At 70.7% G+C, this 16,533-nt stretch carries 16 protein-coding genes; 11 read left to right on the forward strand and 5 right to left on the reverse strand.

Going from position 1 to position 16,533, the window contains the following annotated elements; genetic code table 11:
- Nucleotides 1-18 precede the first annotated feature (18 nt).
- The 4 genes from ACYU7L_RS02345 to ACYU7L_RS02360 all read left to right on the forward strand — a co-directional run bounded on the left by ACYU7L_RS02345 (nucleotide 19) and on the right by ACYU7L_RS02360 (nucleotide 3,758).
- Nucleotides 19-1,071 (forward strand): thiolase domain-containing protein, encoded by a 1,053-nt coding sequence (locus ACYU7L_RS02345; protein WP_460793574.1) that lies wholly within the window; start codon nucleotides 19-21, stop codon nucleotides 1,069-1,071.
- Entirely contained in the window at nucleotides 1,071-2,234 is a 1,164-nt protein-coding gene (locus tag ACYU7L_RS02350) for a thiolase domain-containing protein (RefSeq protein WP_460793575.1), read from the forward strand. Before ACYU7L_RS02345 ends, ACYU7L_RS02350 begins: the two co-directional genes overlap by 1 nt.
- A 127-nt stretch (nucleotides 2,235-2,361) precedes the next feature.
- Nucleotides 2,362-3,126, forward strand: coding sequence for a type I methionyl aminopeptidase (gene map, locus ACYU7L_RS02355; RefSeq protein ID WP_460793576.1), 765 nt, complete (start codon nucleotides 2,362-2,364; stop codon nucleotides 3,124-3,126).
- Nucleotides 3,127-3,410: 284 nt separating this feature from the next.
- Entirely contained in the window at nucleotides 3,411-3,758 is a 348-nt protein-coding gene (locus ACYU7L_RS02360; RefSeq protein ID WP_460793577.1) for a hypothetical protein, read from the forward strand.
- A gap of 102 nt (nucleotides 3,759-3,860) precedes the next feature.
- Here the strand turns inward: ACYU7L_RS02360 and ACYU7L_RS02365 are convergent, their stop codons facing one another.
- Nucleotides 3,861-6,110: a SpoIIE family protein phosphatase gene (locus tag ACYU7L_RS02365; protein WP_460793578.1), complete on the reverse strand. Its 2,250-nt coding sequence runs from the start codon at nucleotides 6,108-6,110 to the stop codon at nucleotides 3,861-3,863.
- Nucleotides 6,111-6,271: 161 nt separating this feature from the next.
- Between ACYU7L_RS02365 and ACYU7L_RS02370 the strand changes: the two genes are divergently transcribed.
- Both ACYU7L_RS02370 and ACYU7L_RS02375 read left to right on the forward strand, forming a co-directional pair.
- Entirely contained in the window at nucleotides 6,272-7,156 is an 885-nt protein-coding gene (locus ACYU7L_RS02370) for an ABC transporter ATP-binding protein (protein WP_460793579.1), read from the forward strand.
- Nucleotides 7,153-7,905 (forward strand): hypothetical protein, encoded by a 753-nt coding sequence (locus ACYU7L_RS02375; RefSeq protein WP_460793580.1) that lies wholly within the window; start codon nucleotides 7,153-7,155, stop codon nucleotides 7,903-7,905. Before ACYU7L_RS02370 ends, ACYU7L_RS02375 begins: the two co-directional genes overlap by 4 nt.
- A 105-nt stretch (nucleotides 7,906-8,010) precedes the next feature.
- Here the strand turns inward: ACYU7L_RS02375 and ACYU7L_RS02380 are convergent, their stop codons facing one another.
- Nucleotides 8,011-9,246 (reverse strand): cytochrome P450, encoded by a 1,236-nt coding sequence (locus tag ACYU7L_RS02380; protein ID WP_460793581.1) that lies wholly within the window; start codon nucleotides 9,244-9,246, stop codon nucleotides 8,011-8,013.
- 206 nt (nucleotides 9,247-9,452) lie between these two features.
- On the opposite strand from ACYU7L_RS02380, the gene ACYU7L_RS02385 reads away from it, so the two are divergent.
- The gene (locus ACYU7L_RS02385) at nucleotides 9,453-10,616 is read left to right on the forward strand and encodes a steroid 3-ketoacyl-CoA thiolase (protein ID WP_460793582.1); all 1,164 of its coding nucleotides are present in this window, start codon (nucleotides 9,453-9,455) and stop codon (nucleotides 10,614-10,616) included.
- Nucleotides 10,616-11,845 (forward strand): acyl-CoA dehydrogenase family protein, encoded by a 1,230-nt coding sequence (locus tag ACYU7L_RS02390; protein WP_460793583.1) that lies wholly within the window; start codon nucleotides 10,616-10,618, stop codon nucleotides 11,843-11,845. Before ACYU7L_RS02385 ends, ACYU7L_RS02390 begins: the two co-directional genes overlap by 1 nt.
- Nucleotides 11,846-11,945: 100 nt before the next feature.
- Here the strand turns inward: ACYU7L_RS02390 and ACYU7L_RS02395 are convergent, their stop codons facing one another.
- Nucleotides 11,946-12,083, reverse strand: a complete 138-nt coding sequence (locus ACYU7L_RS02395; RefSeq protein WP_460793584.1) for a hypothetical protein — start codon at nucleotides 12,081-12,083, stop codon at nucleotides 11,946-11,948.
- On the opposite strand from ACYU7L_RS02395, the gene ACYU7L_RS02400 reads away from it, so the two are divergent.
- A complete protein-coding gene (locus tag ACYU7L_RS02400; protein WP_460793585.1) occupies nucleotides 12,060-13,040 on the forward strand; it encodes a hypothetical protein in 981 nt (326 codons plus the stop codon). The genes ACYU7L_RS02395 and ACYU7L_RS02400 overlap by 24 nt on opposite strands.
- Nucleotides 13,041-13,093: 53 nt before the next feature.
- Here the strand turns inward: ACYU7L_RS02400 and ACYU7L_RS02405 are convergent, their stop codons facing one another.
- Together ACYU7L_RS02405 and ACYU7L_RS02410 are read right to left on the reverse strand one after the other, a co-directional pair.
- Nucleotides 13,094-14,002, reverse strand: a complete 909-nt coding sequence (locus tag ACYU7L_RS02405) for an SDR family oxidoreductase (protein WP_460793586.1) — start codon at nucleotides 14,000-14,002, stop codon at nucleotides 13,094-13,096.
- Nucleotides 13,999-14,766 (reverse strand): SDR family oxidoreductase, encoded by a 768-nt coding sequence (locus tag ACYU7L_RS02410; RefSeq protein WP_460793587.1) that lies wholly within the window; start codon nucleotides 14,764-14,766, stop codon nucleotides 13,999-14,001. The genes ACYU7L_RS02405 and ACYU7L_RS02410 overlap by 4 nt, the downstream gene beginning before the upstream one ends.
- Before the next feature lie 119 nt (nucleotides 14,767-14,885).
- On the opposite strand from ACYU7L_RS02410, the gene ACYU7L_RS02415 reads away from it, so the two are divergent.
- On the forward strand, nucleotides 14,886-15,644 hold the full coding sequence (locus ACYU7L_RS02415) for an enoyl-CoA hydratase family protein (RefSeq protein WP_460793588.1): 759 nt from the start codon (nucleotides 14,886-14,888) through the stop codon (nucleotides 15,642-15,644).
- On the forward strand, nucleotides 15,641-16,531 hold the full coding sequence (locus ACYU7L_RS02420; RefSeq protein ID WP_460793589.1) for a CoA transferase subunit A: 891 nt from the start codon (nucleotides 15,641-15,643) through the stop codon (nucleotides 16,529-16,531). Before ACYU7L_RS02415 ends, ACYU7L_RS02420 begins: the two co-directional genes overlap by 4 nt.
- The last annotated feature ends 2 nt before the right edge of the window (nucleotides 16,532-16,533 follow it).

Genomic DNA, 16,533 nt, shown 5'->3' on the forward strand with positions numbered 1-16,533 from the left:
ACGAAGGACTACGAGACTGTGAGAGACGTAGCGGTCGTCGGGTTCGCCCAGCGACAGATGAAGGAGTTCGACGGCTCCCCCACCTGCGTGGAGATGCTGGTCCCGATCTTCGCCGAGCTCTACGAGCAGACCGGCTTCACCCGCAAGGACATCGGCTTCTGGTGCTCGGGGTCCTCCGACTACCTGGCCGGGCGCTCCTTCTCCTTCGTGTCGGCGGTGGACGCGATCGGCGCGCTGCCACCCGTCAACGAGTCGCACGTGGAGATGGACGCGGCCTGGGCGCTCTACGAGGCCTGGCTGAAGATCCAGACCGGCGAGGTCGACACCGCGCTGGTCTACGGGTTCGGCAAGGCCTCTGCCGGTGTCCTGCGCCGCACCATGGCGATGCAGCTGGACCCCTACTCGATGACGCCGCTGTGGCCCGACACCGTGTCGCTGGCCGGGCTCCAGGCCCGCCTGGGCATGGAGGCCGGGCTATGGGACGAGCAGGCGATGGCCGAGGTGGCCAACCGCTCGCTGAGCGACGCCGAGAAGAACGAGTACGCCATCCGCAGCGGCGGCTCGTCGGTCGAGGAGCTGCTGGCCCGCCCCGTCTATGCCGACCCGCTGCGCAAGCACGACTGCGCGCCGGTCAGTGACGGCGCCTCCGCGATCGTGCTGGCCGCCGACGACCGGGCCCGCTCGGTCACCCAGCGCCCGGCGTGGATCACCGGCATCGCGCACAACGTCGACCCGCTGCACCTCGGCGCGCGTGATCTGACTGTCTCCGCCTCCACCTCGGCCGCGGCCCGGGGCCTCGACACCGACGGCGTCCAGGTGGCGGAGCTGCACGCGCCGTTCAGCCACCAGGAGCTGGTGCTGCGCTCGGCGCTGGGCCTGCCCGACGACGTACGCGTGAACCCCTCGGGCGGTGCACTGGTCGCCAACCCGATGTTCACCGCGGGCCTCAACCGCATCGGCGAGGCCGCCCGCCAGGTCTGGGACGGCTCCGCGAGCAAGGTGCTCGCGCACGCCACCTCGGGACCGGTGCTGCAGCAGAACCTCGTGTGCGTGATGGAAGGGAACAGCTGATGGGCAAGCAGCTCGCCGCCGTGGTCGGGGTCGGTCAGACCCACCACCGGGCCAAGCGCGAGGACGTCTCGATGGCCGGGCTGTGCCGCGAGGCCATCGACCGGGCCCTCGAGGACGCCCAGATGACCTTCGACGACATCGACGCGATCGTCGTCGGCAAGGCGCCCGACCTGTTCGAGGGCGTGATGATGCCCGAGCTCTACCTCGCCGAGGCGCTCGGCGCCGCGGGCAAGCCGCTGCTGCGCGTGCACACGGCCGGCTCGGTGGGCGGCTCGACCGCAATCGTCGCCGCCTCGCTCGTCCAGGCCGGGGTGCACAAGCGGGTGCTGACCGTGGCCTACGAGAAGCAGTCGGAGTCGAACGCGATGTGGGCGCTGTCGGTGCCGGTGCCGTTCATCATGCCGGTGCACGCTGGGGCGGGCGGCTACTTCGCGCCGCACGTGCGGTCCTACATCCGTCGCTCTGGCGCACCCCTGCACGTGGGGGCGATCGTGGCGGCCAAGGACCGGCAGAACGCGCTGCGCAACCCCTATGCGCACCTGCGCAACAAGGACACCACGGTCGAGTCGGTGCTGGCCTCGCAGATGCTGTGGGACCCGATCCGCTACGACGAGACCTGCCCCTCCTCCGACGGCGCCTGCGCGATGGTGATCGGCGACGAGGACACCGCACGGTCGGCGACCTCGCCCGCGTGGATCCACGGCACCGTGATGCGCTCGGAGCCGACGACCGCCGCCGAGCGCGACCAGGTCAACCCGCAGGCCGGCCAGGAGGCCGCGGCCGCGCTGTGGAAGCAGGCGGGGATCACCAGCCCGATCGACGAGATCGACGCTGCCGAGATCTACGTGCCGTTCTCGTGGTTCGAGCCGATGTGGCTGGAGAACCTCGGCTTCGCCGCCGAGGGCGAGGGCTGGAAGCTCACCGAGGCCGGCGAGACCGCGATGGACGGCCGGATCCCCATCAACTGCTCCGGCGGCGTGCTGTCGTCCAACCCGATCGGCGCCTCAGGCATGCTGCGCTTCGCCGAGGCGGCTCTGCAGGCCCGCGGCCAGGCCGGCGAGCACCAGGTCGACGGCGTACGACGCGCGCTGGGGCACGCCTACGGCGGCGGGTCGCAGTTCTTCGCGATGTGGGTCGTGGGCGCGGAGCGGCCGGGGAGCTGAGCCCGAGGGTGGCGACCAGCGGGTAGCTGGAGATGTTCACGCATGTGGTGCGTGGACATCTCCAGCTACTCGCGGGTCACCCTCCAGGGATTCCGCTACCGGCCGAGCACCCGCCTAGGCTGGACCCGTGATCGAGCTCCGTACCCCTGCCCAGATCGAGGAGATGCGACCCGCCGGCCGCTTCGTCGCCGAGGTCCTCACCGCCCTCTCCGAGGCCGCCGACGTCGGCGTCAACCTGCTCGAGCTGGACGCCCTGGCCCACCAGATGATCCGCGAGCGCGGCGCGGAGTCGTGCTACATCGACTACCACCCCTCCTTCGGTGCCTCGCCGTTCGGCAAGGTGCTGTGCACGTCCGTCAACGACGCGGTCCTGCACGGACTCCCCCACGACTACAGGCTCCGCGACGGCGACCTGCTCAGCCTCGACTTCGCGGTCGCGGTCGACGGCTGGGTCTGCGACTCGGCGATCAGCGTCGTCGTGGGTACGCCGCGCGAGGAGGACCTGCGCCTCATCGACGTCTCCGAGCGAGCGCTCGCCGCCGGCATCTCGGCCGCGACCGTCGGCAACCGGATCGGCGACATCTCCGCCGCCATCGCGGGCGTCGCCCGGGAGGCGGGGCTGCGGATCAACACCCAGTTCGGTGGACACGGCGTCGGGCGCACCATGCACGGCGACCCGCACATCCCCAACGACGGTCGCGCCGGCCGCGGCTTCAAGCTGGCCGAGGGCCTGGTCATCGCGATCGAGCCGTGGTTCCTGCACACCACCGACGAGATCGTCACCGACCCCGACGGCTGGACGCTGCGCAGCGCCGACGGCTCGCGCGGCGCCCACAGCGAGCACACGATCGCCATCACCGCCGACGGCCCGCAGATCCTCACCGCTCGCTGACGCCGCGGCACGTCGTACGCCCGGGGCTAGCTGCTGGCCTCAGCCCGGCCGGCCCCATGTAACGCGGGGTTATCTCGACTATCGCAGCGATATTTCGCTGTGGCAGGTCGCATAACCCCGCGTTACATGGGCGTGGGGCGTGCCTCCGACGGCGGGTGCGCGGATTTTGCCCGAGAAGTCTCGTTGAGACCTCAACTTCGCCTCCGCGGACGCCGTTCTTAGGTCATGGCGGCGTGCCCCGTGCACAACCGCTTCCGACGTCGACGACCTTCTGGAGCGAACCCGTGATCATCACAGCCGCCCCCCTCACTGCCACGGTCGTGCGCGTTGCCTACGACCTCAGCTGGATCCCCGGCCACGCGTGGGGGTCCACCACGACCCACATCGACGCTCAGCTGAGCGACGGTCGACAGCTCGCCGTCGCGACGTACGGTGACCACGATCTCGCCGGCCTCGACATCCGCGTCGGCGCGACCCACGAGTGGCTCCACTACGGCGTCCTGGTCCTCGACGACGACGGCATCCCCACCCTGGTCGTCCCGGTCGACCGACTCAACGAGGGCGTCATCGCGGAGGCCGTGCGCCGCTGGCTCCTCGGGCAGCGCCGAGCCGAGCACGCCACCGCCAGCTGAGCCGCGACGCCCGCCCCGCGCCGTACCCACCCCCGCATGTAACGCGTGGTCAGCGCCACTACCACCGCGGTAGAGCGCTCCGGTAGTGGCCGTAACCCCGCGTTACAGCTGGCGGGAGCGGCGTACGGCGAGCACGGTCGTGTCGTCGTCCGTGCGGGCCTGGTCGACGAGGAGCCCGTCCACCCAGGCGTCCAGGTCGGCGCCCGGGACAGGACGCGCCGCCAGGTCGCGAAGGCGCTCGGTGCCGTCGTTGATGTCCTCGCCGCGACGCTCGACGACACCGTCGGAGAAGAGCAACAGCGTCTGCCCCACCTCGAGCTGCAGGCGCAGCTGCTCCGCGCCGCTGATGCCGACGCCGAGGAGGGGGCGTGCATCGACCGCCACCTCGCACGCCTCGCCGTCTGCGACGAGGATCGGCGCAGGGTGCCCGGCCGACGCCACGTCCGCAACACCGGTCGCGGCATCCACCACCACCACGATCGCGGTGGCCACACGCTGGTCGAGCAGGCCGTCCATGAGCAGGTCGAGGCGGTCGAGGCACTGGGCCGGCGCGTGTCCCTCATAGAGATAGGCCCGCAGCGCCGTGCGCAGCTGGGTCATCGCCGAGGCCGCCGAGACCCCGTGCCCGGCGACATCGCCCACCACCAGCGCCAGCCGACCGTCCGGGAGCTCGAAGGCGTCCCACCAGTCTCCACCCAGCTGGAAGGCGGACGCCGGGAGATAGCGGGCCGCGAGCTCCACGCCGGCGAATTGTGGCGCCCGGTCGAGCACCACGCTGCGCTGCAGCGACTCGGCCATCGCGATCTGCTCGCGGGCGTCGGCCAGCAGCAGCCCGGCCATGTGCCTACCCAGGGCGTCGGCGGCCGCGACCTGCCAGGGCAGCCACTCGGCGCTGTGCCCCTGCACCCGCTGCTGCCACTTCTCGAAGGACTTGCGCGGGCTGAGCCGGACCTCCGGCCCCTCCGCCTCCGCGAGCAGCTTGTTGGTCGGGTCACCGCCCCACTCGACCACCTGCTGCAGCTCCGGGCGCAGCCAGAGCAGCCAGCGGCCCGGAGTCGTCCCCAGTCGCAGCGCCCCGGCCGCGATGTCGGCCACCGCCGCGAGCTCCGGGTCACGATCCCCGAGGTGGTCGTCCCAGGACGCGTAGTGGTCGGGCCGCTCCAGCACCTCCGCGATCCGGTCGAGCACCGAAGGCTCGGGGACGGTCCCCGCGGTCAGCAGCATGCCGTCGTACAGCAGCGCGACGCCGTGGGCGCCGACGAGGTCGAGCATCTCGGGATCGGCGACGGCCGCCTCGAGGGTGCCGCGCTCGGACGCCGACAGGCGCGAGGTGATCGCGGAGAGCACCCCCTGCGTGGCCAGCTCGGCCTCTCGATCGTCGGCCCGCTCACGGTCGACGATCATCTGCGAGGCGACCTGGCCCAGGAACTCCGCGGCCGAGCGGGCGTCCTGACTGGGCCGGTGCGGACCGGAGTAGTGGTGGCACGCCACCAGCCCCCACAGCTGACCGTCGACCACCAGCGACACCGACATCGAGGCGGTGACCCCCATGTTGGTGAGGTACTCCACGTGGATCGGCGAGACGCTGCGCAGCGTGGCGTGCGACAGGTCGAGCGGCGCCCCCGTCGCAGGGTCGAGCACCGGCTGCAGGGGCACCGGCTCGTAGGAGAGGTCCGCGATCAACCGGGTCCAGTTGACCGTGTAGAGCCGGCGCGCCTGGGCGGGGATGTCGGTGGCCGGGTAGTGCAGGCCGAAGAAGGAGTTCAGGTCGGCGCGCACGTCCTCGGCGAACACCTCGCCGTTCCAGTCGCGGTCGAAGCGGTAGACCATCACCCGGTCGAAGCCGGTGAGCTCGCGGATCTCGCGCGTCAGCCTGTCGGCCAGGCCCTGCGCGGACCCCGCCCCCGCCAGGCGGCCGATCACCGTGCGCGCCGAGCGCAGCGACATCATCGAGGTCTCCCGGCCCCGGCCCTCGATCTCGACGATCACACGCTCCCCTGAGCGGTGGACGCGTACGTCGACCTCGGCGCCGGCCAGCTCGCCGCGGCGTACCTCGTCGAGCATCAGCACCAGCGACTCGCCGGGGAAGCCGAGCCGCGCCTGCTCGGCCACGGCCTTCTCCAGCTCGGCGCCGCCGACCTCCCGCAGGGCCTGGCCCAGCGCGTCGTCAGCGGCGATGCCGAGCATCGCGGCGCAGTTCGCGGAGGCCATCGCGATGGCGTCGAGGCCGGCGTCGAGGGCGAGGAGCACGCCGTGTGGCTGGACCGCGCCGGGGATGTGGATCGGCTCGCGGTCGCAGGTCGCGAGGTCGACGGCGTCGTAGGCCGGGGTGTGGGCCGAGCGCTCCTGCATCCGGTCTCCCTCCCCGTCCAGCGCCGAGCCGATCCCCGCCGGACCCCCGTGACCCTACAACGAGCCGGGGTCGATGACCTTCGCCTCTGCCGCCGCAAGCCCGGACCCGCCAGCCTGGAGGTCGGTCGCATCCACCTCGTGATCGTCCTGAGGGGCACCGTATGCACGCACTCGAGTTCGACCACGTCACCAAGCGCTACGGCGACACGGCCGTCGTCGACGATCTGTCGTTCACGGCGCGGCCCGGGCGGGTGACCGGCTTCCTCGGCCCGAACGGGTCCGGCAAGACCACCTCGATGAAGGTGCTGCTCGACCTCGCGAAGGCCCAGCAGGGTCACGCGACCATCGGGGGCCGCCGCTACCGCGACCTGCCCGACCCGACCCGCACCGTGGGGGTCGCGCTGGAGGCCGACGCGTTCCACCCGGGCCGCAGCGGTCGTCAGCACCTGCGCGTCCTCGCCGACAGCGCTGGCATCGAGACCAGGCGTGTCGACGAGGTGCTCGACATCGTCGGGCTCGAGGAGGCGCGCGAGCGCCGCGTCGGTGCGTACTCGCTCGGCATGCGCCAGCGGCTGGGCCTGGCCGGTGCGCTGCTCGGCGACCCGCCGGTGCTGATCCTCGACGAGCCCGGCAACGGCCTCGACCCCCAGGGCATCCTGCAGCTGCGCGACCTGCTCCGCACCAGTGCGGATCGCGGCGCCACCGTCTTCGTCTCCGGCCACCTCCTCGGTGAGATCGAGCACCTCGCCGACGACGTGGTGGTCCTCCACCACGGCCGGCTGGTCACCAGCGGGGCACTGGCGGACCTGCAGCACAGCGACGTCGCCGTGCGCGCCAACGAGCCGACCACGCTGAGCAGTGTGCTGCTCCGCGCCGGTGCCGAGGTGTCGATGCTCGAGGACGGCGCCCTGTCGGTCCGGGGGCTGTCGCTCAGCGAGATCGGTGAGCGCGCGTTCGCAGCCGGCGTGGTGCTGCACGAGCTCACCCAGAGAGAAGGGTCCCTGGAGGAGCTGTTCATGCGCTGGACGGAGGAATCGACGCCATGACCTGGTTGCGCCTGGTGCGCGGTGAACTGCGCAAGCTGGCGACCACGCGGATGCCCTGGGGGTTCCTCGTCGCCCTGTTGGTGATCAGCGGAACGACGGCCGTCGCCGTGCTCGTCGGCACCGACATGGACGGCAGCAAGGGCTTCATCGCCGGCGCGGAGGACCAGCGCTCACTGGTGGCCTTCTCGTTCAACGCGATGATCGGCACCTCACTGTTCGGGGCCATCGCCTCCGCGCGCGAGTACGCCCACCACACGGTCGTGCCGACGTTCCTGCTCTCCCCACGGCGCGAGCGCGCGACCCTCGCCCAGCTCACCGCCATCATGCTCGGCGGCGGCCTGCTCGGGGCGGTGGGCACGGCCCTGACGATCGCCGCCGTCGCCGTCTCGCTGCCGCTGGTCGACCACGAGTTCCTGGTGCCCGCCGGCGAGGTTGCCCGACTGCTGGTCGCGTCCACCTTCACCGGCGCGGTGGGGGCCGTGCTCGGCGGCGGCCTCGGCACGATCCTGCGCAACCCCGGCGGCGCCGTCACCGCCGCCATGGTCCTGCTGTTCATCCTGCCGCCGACGGTGGCTCAGCTCGCCGGAGAGGCCGCTGACTGGGTGCCCAGCACACTGGCCAACACCGTCTCGGGAACCCTGCCAGGACCGGGCCCGGGAGTGACCGGGGCGGTGCTGGCGCTGCTGCTCTGGGCGCTGGTGCCGGCGCTCGCGGCGGTGGCGAGCGTGCGCGTCCGGGACGTCGCCTAGCTGAGGGACGGGTGCACCGTGCGGGCAGCGTCGGACGCCGTACGAGACGACGCCCCGGACTCCTGAGGGAAGGAGGACGGGGCGTCGTGTCTGGGGGCAGGCGACTCAGGCGTACTTGACGCGGAGCTGCTTGATGCCGTTGATCCAGCCCGAGCGCAGCCGCTCGGGGTCGCCGAGCTTGGAGATGTCGGGGCAGTGGTCGGCCAGCGCCTCGAACATCACCTTCACCTCGAGCCGCGCGAGGTTGGCGCCGATGCAGTAGTGCGCACCGTGCCCGCCGAACGCGAGGTGCGGGTTGGGGTCGCGCATGATGTCGAACGTGTCCGCGTTGTCGAAGACGTCCTCGTCGTGGTTCGCGCTGGCGTAGAAGAGCCCGACGCGCTGGCCCTTCTTCACCGGCACGCCGCCGACCTCGACGTCGTTGAGCGCGGTGCGCTGGAAGACCGTCACCGGCGTCGCCCAGCGGATGACCTCGTCGACCATCGTCTCGGGGCGCTCCCGCTTGTAGAGCTCCCACTGGTCGGGGTGCTCGAAGAAGGCGTTCATCCCGTGGGTGATCGCGTTGCGGGTGGTCTCGTTGCCGGCGACCGCGAGCAGGATGACGAAGAATCCGAACTCGTCGTCGCTGAGGCCCTCGCCGTCGACGTCCGCGGTGATCAGCTTGGTGACGATGTCGTCCTTGGGCTCACGGCGGCGCTCGTCGGCCATCGCCATCGCGTAGGTGAGGATCTCGATCGACGCGGCCTCGGGGTCGCCCCCGATCGTCGGGTCGTCGTAGGACAGCATCTGGTTGGACCACTCGAAGAGCTTCTTGCGGTCCTCCTGCGGCACGCCGAGCAGGTCGGCGATCGCCTGCAGCGGGAGCTCGGCGGCCACCTCCTCGACGAAGTCGCCCTCGCCGCGGGCCAACGCCTCCTTCACGATCAGCTCGGCGCGCTGCACCATCACCTCGTGCATGGCGTTGATCGCCCGCGGGGTGAAGCCGCGCGAGATGACGCGGCGGCTCTTGGTGTGGTCCGGCGGGTCCTGGTTGATCAGCATCACGCGCTGGAACTCAACCTGGTCGCGCGTCATGTCGGGGGCGAAGCGGATGATCGCGCCGTTCTCGTGGGTCGAGAAGTCCTTGCTGTTCTTGGACACCGCGGCCACGTCGGCGTGCTTGCTCACCGCCCAGTAGCCCTGGTCCCCGAGCATCCCGACAGCGGCGACCTCGTCCTGCTCGACCCAGAAGACGGGGGCCTTCTGGCGCAGGGCGAGGAACTCCTCGTGCGGGACCCGGGTCTCGTAGATGGCCGGGTCGGTGGGGTCGAACCCTGCGGGCAGGACATCGCTAGCGGTCACAACTCAGCCTCTCGATACTGGAACACGTTCTAGTGATGATGCTTACATACTCTCGGTAGGTTAGGAAGCCCGGTCGCCAGATTTCCCGCCGATTCCCTGCTGGCGGGACTCGTCCTTGCCGGGGCCAAGGAACCTGTTCTACCTTCCGAACCGGTCCGCACGACGCCGCGTCGCGTCGTACTCCCCCATCTGCAGTGAGGCTTGAAATGGGCAACCCCGTCATCGTCGAAACGCTGCGTCTCCCCCTCGGCAAGCGCCGGGGCTGGCTGGCGGGGATCCACCCCGGCGAGCTGCTCGGCCACGCCATGACCCAGGTGCTCGCGCGCTCCGGCGTCGACGCGGCCGAGATCGAGCAGGTCATCGGCGGCGTGGTCACCCAGGCCGGCGAGCAGTCCAACGACATGGTCCGCCGCGCGTGGCTGCACGCGGGGCTCCCCCAGGCGACCGGCGGTACGACGATCGACGCGCAGTGCGGCTCCGGCCAGCAGTCGGCGCACCTGATCAACGACCTGGTGCGCGCCGGGTCGATCAGCGCCGGCATCGCCTGCGGCGTGGAGTCGATGAGCCGGATCCCGCTGGGCGCGAGCGTCCCCGCCGGCACCGGTGACCCGCGCCCGGCCAGCTGGAGCATCGACATGCCCGACCAGTTCACCGGCGCGGACCGGATCGCGCGCAACCGCGGCATCACCCGCGAGGACCTCGACGCGTTCGGCCTCGCCTCCCAGCTCAAGGCGCGTACGGCGGTCGACGAGGGTCGATTCAAGCGCGAGATCGCGCCGATCGAGGCGCCGATCCTCGACGAGGAGGGCAAGCCGACCGGCGAGACCCGCGTCGTCGACACCGACCAGGGACTGCGCGACACGACCCCCGAGGGGCTGGCCCGACTCAAGCCGGTGCTCGAGGACGGGCTGCACACCGCGGGCACGTCGTCGCAGATCTCCGACGGCGCCTCGGCGATGATCATCATGGACGAGGACCGCGCCCGCGCCCTCGGCCTGACCCCCAAGGCGCGGATCCACACGCACTGCCTCGTCGGCTCCGACCCCTACTACCACCTCGACGGCCCGGTCGACGCGACCCAGCGGCTGCTCGAACGCACCGGCATGGCGATCTCGGACTTCGACCTGTTCGAGGTGAACGAGGCCTTCGCCTCCGTCGTGCTGTCGTGGGCGCAGGTGCACGGCGTGGACATGGACAAGGTCAACGTGAACGGTGGCGCGATCGCGCTCGGCCACCCCGTCGGCTCCACGGGTGTCCGACTGATCACGACCGCTCTGCACGAGCTGGAGCGGCGCGACAAGAGCACGGCGCTGATCTCGATGTGCGCCGGTGGCGCGATGGCGACGGGCACCATCATCGAGCGCATCTGATGTTCGCCTGGAGCGAGGACGGCCTCGCCGTCCGCGACGCGGTGCGCCAGTTCGTGGACCGGGAGATCCGCCCGCTCCAGGACGAGCTCGAGTTCGAGGGGCTCCCGCCGTACGACCTGGTGCGGAAGTACTCCGCCGCGTTCGGGATCGGCGAGGCGTCGCTGGAGCAGTTCGAGTGGTCGATGCGGCGGGACACCGCAGCGGCGGCCGGTGAGGCCTTCGACGAGCCCGCCCCCGAGGCGGCAGACCCGGCCCAGCAGGTGATCGCCAACATCGAGCTGGTCAAGGTCGGGATGGGCATCCCGGCCGCGATCGGCGTCTCGACCGGGATGGCGGCGCTGACCATCAACGCGATGGGCTCGCTCGAGCAGCGCCGGCGCTGGGTGCCGGACCTGCTGACCTTCAAGACCATCGGCAGCTGGGCCATCACCGAGCCCGACGCCGGCTCCGACGCCTTCGGCGGGATGCGCACGACCGCGAAGCCGGACGGCGACGGGTGGGTGCTCAACGGGCAGAAGACGTTCATCACCAACGGGCCCTACGCCGACACGATCGTCGTCTACGCCAAGCTCGACGACGGCTCCGGCGTGGACCGGCGCGAGCAGCCGGTGCTCACCTTCGTCCTCGACGCGGACATGCCCGGCCTGACCCGGTCGAAGCCGCTGAAGAAGATGGGCATGGCCTCCTCCCCCACGGGCCAGCTCTTCTTCGAGAACGTCGCGGTGGGTCGGGATCGGCTGCTCGCCGGCGGATCGGGCGCCGGGGGCGGCGACGGGCGCGAGTCGGCGCGGGCCAACTTCGTCAACGAGCGCGTCGGCCTCACGACGTTCGCGCTCGGCATCATCGAGGAGTGCCAGCGGCTCAGCCTCGACTACGCCAAGCAGCGGATGCTGTGGGGCAACCCGATCTCCCAGCTGCAGCTCATCCAGCTCAAGCTCGCCGAGATGGAGGTCGCGCGCGTCAACGTCCAGAACATGGTCTTCCGCGCCGTCGAGATGCGCCGCGCCGGCATCGTGATGGACCTCGCCGAGGCGTCGGCCTACAAGCTCTACTCCTCCCGCACCGCCTGCGACGTGGCGATGGAGGCCGTGCAGCTCTTCGGCGGCAACGGCTACATGGCCGAGTATCGCGTCGAGCAGCTCGCCCGCGACGCCAAGAGCCTGATGATCTACGCCGGCTCCAACGAGGTGCAGGTCACGCACGTGGCCAAGGGGTTGCTGCGGCGGTAGGGGCTGGTGGGGTTGGCGGGGCTGTCCGTTTCACGAGTTAACTCGTGAAACGGTCACTTCCCACACGAAGTTCCACGTGGGAAGTGCTCGTTTCGTGTGGTCAGTACGGCGCGAACAGGCCACCGATCATCCACAGGGCCGTGCCGGCGCCACCCCCTCCACAGGTACGACGCGTCGCGGCGTACCCCGTACGGATCTGGCGCAGGCTCCCCGCATGGATGAGCTCTTCAGACTTCACCCCGACAAGGTGTTCCTGACCCGCGAGGCACTCGAGCACGGCTACACGCAGCGAGACCTCACCAACGCCCGCCGCGCCCGACACATCGCCCGTGTCCGCCACGGCGCCTACACCGCGCGCACCACCTGGGACGCGTCAGACGAGACTGACCGCCACCTCCTGCGGGCCCACGCCGTACTGCACTCGCACGGCAGCGCGGTCGCACTGAGCCACACCTCGGGCGCCCTGGACCACGGTCTGCGCGCCTGGGAACCCGACCTGCAGCGGATCCATGTCACCCGTCTCGACGGCGGGCCGGCCCGCATCATCGGAGACGTGGTCTATCACGCCGGGTCGTGGACGCCCGACGACGTGCTGCTCAGCGCCAGCGGACACCTCGCGATGACACCTCTGCGGTGCGGGCTCGATCACGCGGCGATCAGCAGCGTGGAGCAGGGAGTCGTGACGCTGGACTCGGTGGTCGATCACGGCCACGCGACGACGGACGAGATCCTGGCCGCCCACGCAGCACGGGAGCGCTGGCCCGGAAGCCACCGGCTCCAGCTGACCGTTCGGCTGGTGCGGGCGGGAGCACAGTCCCTCTTCGAATCGCGCGGGAGGCACCTGTGCTGGCTGCAGCATCTGCCCGAACCGGTGCTCCAGTTCGAAGTGCGCGACCCCTCAGGTGCGTTGATCGGGATCACGGACATGGCGTGGCCGGAGCACGGACTGCTCGCTGAGTTCGACGGCCGCGTGAAGTACGGGCGGTTCCTGCGCCAGGGCGAGACGGCGGCTGACGCCGTCGTACGCGAGAAGGTCCGCGAGGACCGGATACGCGAGGCGACGGGATGGCTGATGATCCGGCTGATCTGGGCCGACCTCTACCGCCCCGAGGCGACGGCCGCCCGGATCCGCCGGATGATGCGCCAGGCGGCCTGCGGCCGTACTGACCACACGAAACGGTCACTTCCCACGTGAACCTTCATGTGGGAAGTGACCGTTTCACGAGTTAACTCGTGAAACGAGCAGCCTCACGCCGTCCCGTACACCGGCTCCGGCAGGGCGCCGTCGGCGATCAGCCCACGCAGGGCGTCGCCGACCTCGGCGGTCTCCCAGCGCCGGCCGATGTCCTTCTTGGGCCCGTGGGCCCAGCCCTGCTCCAGGCAGATCTGGCCACCCTCGATCTCGATGACGCGGCCGGTGACGTCGCCGGCGTCCTCGGAGGCGAGCCAGGCGACGACGGGCGAGTTGTTGGCGGGGTCCATCGCGTCGAAGGCGGCTTCGGACGACGCCATCATCTCGGGGAACGCACCCTCGGTCATCCGCGTGCGAGCAACAGGGGCGATCGCGTTGACGGTCACTCCGTAGCGGCCCATCTCGGAGGCGGCCACCAGCGTCATCGCCGCGATGCCGGCCTTGGCGGCCGAGTACGTCGTCTGGCCGATCGAGCCCTGCAGCCCGGCGCCCGACGACGTGTTGATCACCCGGGCGGCGCGCGGACGGCCGGCCTTGGCCTCGTTGCGCCAGTAGGCGCCGGCGTGGCGCAGCGGCGCGAAGTGGCCCTTGAGGTGCACGCGGATGACGGCGTCCCACTCCTCCTCGGAGGTGTTGACGAGCATCCGGTCGCGCACGAAGCCGGCGTTGTTGACGAGGATGTCGAGCCCGCCGAAGGTGTCGATGGCCTGCTGCACCATGGCCGCGGCCTGCTCGAAGTCGGCGACGTCCGCACCGTTGGCCACCGCCTCGCCCCCCGACGACCGGATCGCCGCGACGACCTCGTGGGCGGGGCCGTCGGAGGCGCCCTGGCCGTCGAGCGAGGCACCGAGGTCGTTGACGACGACCTTCGCGCCCTGGCGGGCCAGCTCCAGCGCGTGCTCGCGGCCGATGCCGCGCCCAGCGCCGGTGACGATCGCGACGCGTCCTTCGAGGATCCTGCTCACTTGTTCTCCTTGACTGAGGGGGTTTGGGTGACCGAGAGGAAGACCGGCGGCTCTCCCCCGCCGTGGCAGGCGACGCTCGCGCCGCTGACGTACGACGCGAGGTCGGACGCCAGGAACAGCGCGACGTGGCCGACCTCCTCGGGCCGGGCCATCCGGCCCAGGGGGATCGTGCGCTCGATCGCGGCGACGGTGTCGTCGCCGCCGTAGTGCTCACCGGTCAGCTCGGTGCGGCACAGGCCGACGTTGATCGAGTTCATCCGGACCTTCGGGGCCCACTCCATCGCCAGCGAGGTGGTCAGCGAGTCGATGCCGGCCTTCGCCGCGCCGTACACCGCGGTCCCCGGCGAGGGCCGGATCGCGCTGATCGAGGAGATGTTGACGATGGATCCCCCGCTCGGCTGCCGCTGCATCACCGCGTTGGCGGCCTGAGCGACGAGCAGCGGCCCGAAGAAGTTGAGGTCCATCACCTTGGAGTGCAGCCGGGGCGAGGCCTCCGCCGCCAGCACGTACGGCGAGCCGCCGGCGTTGTTGACGACGACGTCGAGCCGACCGTGCTCCGCGACGACAGCGTCCACCACCGCAGCGACGGAGGCAGGGTCACGCACGTCGCACTGCAGGTGACTCGTCCCCTCAGCGAGCGACGACACGGCAGACCGCGCACAGGTGACGACCGTCGCCCCCGCCGAGACGAAGACCCGCGCGATCCCGGCCCCGATCCCCTTCGTCCCGCCCGTGACGAGCACGACCCGACCGGTCAGGTCCATCCCTACCGCCACGAGCAGCCTCCCAGTGAATCGATGATTGATATCGATGATCGACGTCCGAACCAAGCAACTGTTAGGCTACCAAGCAAACGTTAGGTTTGGATACCGGAAGGCAGAACATGGGCATCTCCTCACACCTGCGCGACGACGGGATCCGCGTCGTCACGATGGACTACCCGCCGGTCAACGCGCTGCCCGTCCAAGGCTGGTTCGACGTCGCGGCCGCGCTCGACGAGGCCAGCGCCGACATGGCGACGAAGGTCGTCGTGCTGCGCGCCGAGGGCAAGGGCTTCAACGCCGGCGTCGACATCAAGGAGATGCAGAACACCGAGGGCTTCGGCGCGCTGATCGGCGCCAACAAGGGCTGCTTCGCCGCCTTCAAGGCCGTCTACGAGTGCGCGGTCCCCGTGATCGCTGCGGTCAACGGCTTCTGCGTCGGCGGTGGCGTCGGCCTGGTCGGCAACGCCGACTGCGTGGTGGCCAGCGACGACGCGTTCTTCGGCGTCCCCGAGGTCAATCAGGGCGCCCTCGGCGCCGCGACCCACATGGCCCGCCTGGTCCCCCAGCACCTGATGCGCACCCTCTACTTCACCGCGCGCACCATCAAGGCCGCGGACCTCATCCAGCACGGATCCGTCCTCGAGGTGGTCCCCCGCGATCAGCTCGACGACGCGGCCCTCGCGGTCGCCGCCGAGATCGCCGCCAAGGACACCCGGGTCATCCGGGCCGCCAAGGAGGCCCTCAACGGGATCGACCCCATCGACGTCAACAAGAGCTACCGCTTCGAGCAGGGCTTCACCATGGAGCTCAACCTCGCAGGGGTGGCCGACGAGCTGCGCGACGAGTTCGCCGGCACCGAGAAAGCGAGCAAGAAGTGAGCCTGAAGCCGCGCGACAAGCGCATGAGCATCGACGAGGTCGTCGCCCAGCTCGAGGACGGGATGACCATCGGCATCGGCGGCTGGGGCCCGCGGCGCAAGCCGATGGCCCTGGTCCGCGCGATCCTGCGCTCCGACCTCAAGGACCTGACGATCGTCTCGTGGGGCGGCGCCGACGTCGGCCTGCTCGCCCGCGCGGGCAAGATCCGCAAGCTCGTCTACGCCTTCGTCTCCCTCGACACCGTCCCGCTGGAGCCGAACTTCCAGCAGGCGCGCCAGAACCGCACGATCCCCGAGATCGTCGAGCTCGACGAGGGCATGTTCCAGACCGGCCTCAAGGCCGCCGCCGAGCGGCTGCCGTTCCTGCCGATGCGCGCCGGCCTCGGCTCCGACGTGCTCGTCAACAACCCGGACATCAAGACCGTCACCAGCCCCTACGCAGCCGAGGACGGCGAGTACGACGAGCTGGTCGCGGTCCCCGCGCTCCGTCTCGACGTGGCGCTGGTCCACCTCAACCGCGCCGACGCGCACGGCAACGCGTCGTACCTCGGACCGGACCCCTACTTCGACGACCTCTTCTGCATGGCCGCCGACAAGGCGTTCGTCAGCGTCGAGCAGGTCGTCGACACCGCCGGCCTGACCGTCGACACCCCGGTGCAGCGGCTGCTGCTCAACCGGATGATGGTCACCGGCGTCGTCGAGACGCCCAACGGGGCGCACTTCACCACGTGCACGCCCGACTACGAGCGCGACGAGAAGTTCCAGAGGGCCTACGCGAAGGCCGCAGCCGACCCCGAGGAGTGGGCAGCCTTCGAGGCGCGCTTCCTGTCCGGGTCCGAGGACGACTACCAGGCGGCCGTCCAGGCCTTCCACGCAGAGGAGAAGTGACG

This window comes from Nocardioides pacificus (assembly GCF_054775955.1).

Bases quoted from the DNA above. Each gene is read 5' to 3' on its own strand.
- ACYU7L_RS02365 (WP_460793578.1), bottom strand. From the start codon at position 6,110: ATGCAGGAGCGCTCGGCCCACACCCCGGCCTACGACGCCGTCGACCTC.
- ACYU7L_RS02410 (WP_460793587.1), bottom strand. From the start codon at position 14,766: ATGGACCTGACCGGTCGGGTCGTGCTCGTCACGGGCGGGACGAAGGGG.
- ACYU7L_RS02385 (WP_460793582.1), top strand. From the start codon at position 9,453: ATGGGCAACCCCGTCATCGTCGAAACGCTGCGTCTCCCCCTCGGCAAG.
- ACYU7L_RS02390 (WP_460793583.1), top strand. From the start codon at position 10,616: ATGTTCGCCTGGAGCGAGGACGGCCTCGCCGTCCGCGACGCGGTGCGC.
- ACYU7L_RS02375 (WP_460793580.1), top strand. From the start codon at position 7,153: ATGACCTGGTTGCGCCTGGTGCGCGGTGAACTGCGCAAGCTGGCGACC.
- ACYU7L_RS02415 (WP_460793588.1), top strand. From the start codon at position 14,886: ATGGGCATCTCCTCACACCTGCGCGACGACGGGATCCGCGTCGTCACG.
- ACYU7L_RS02400 (WP_460793585.1), top strand. From the start codon at position 12,060: ATGGATGAGCTCTTCAGACTTCACCCCGACAAGGTGTTCCTGACCCGC.
- ACYU7L_RS02350 (WP_460793575.1), top strand. From the start codon at position 1,071: ATGGGCAAGCAGCTCGCCGCCGTGGTCGGGGTCGGTCAGACCCACCAC.
- ACYU7L_RS02370 (WP_460793579.1), top strand. From the start codon at position 6,272: ATGCACGCACTCGAGTTCGACCACGTCACCAAGCGCTACGGCGACACG.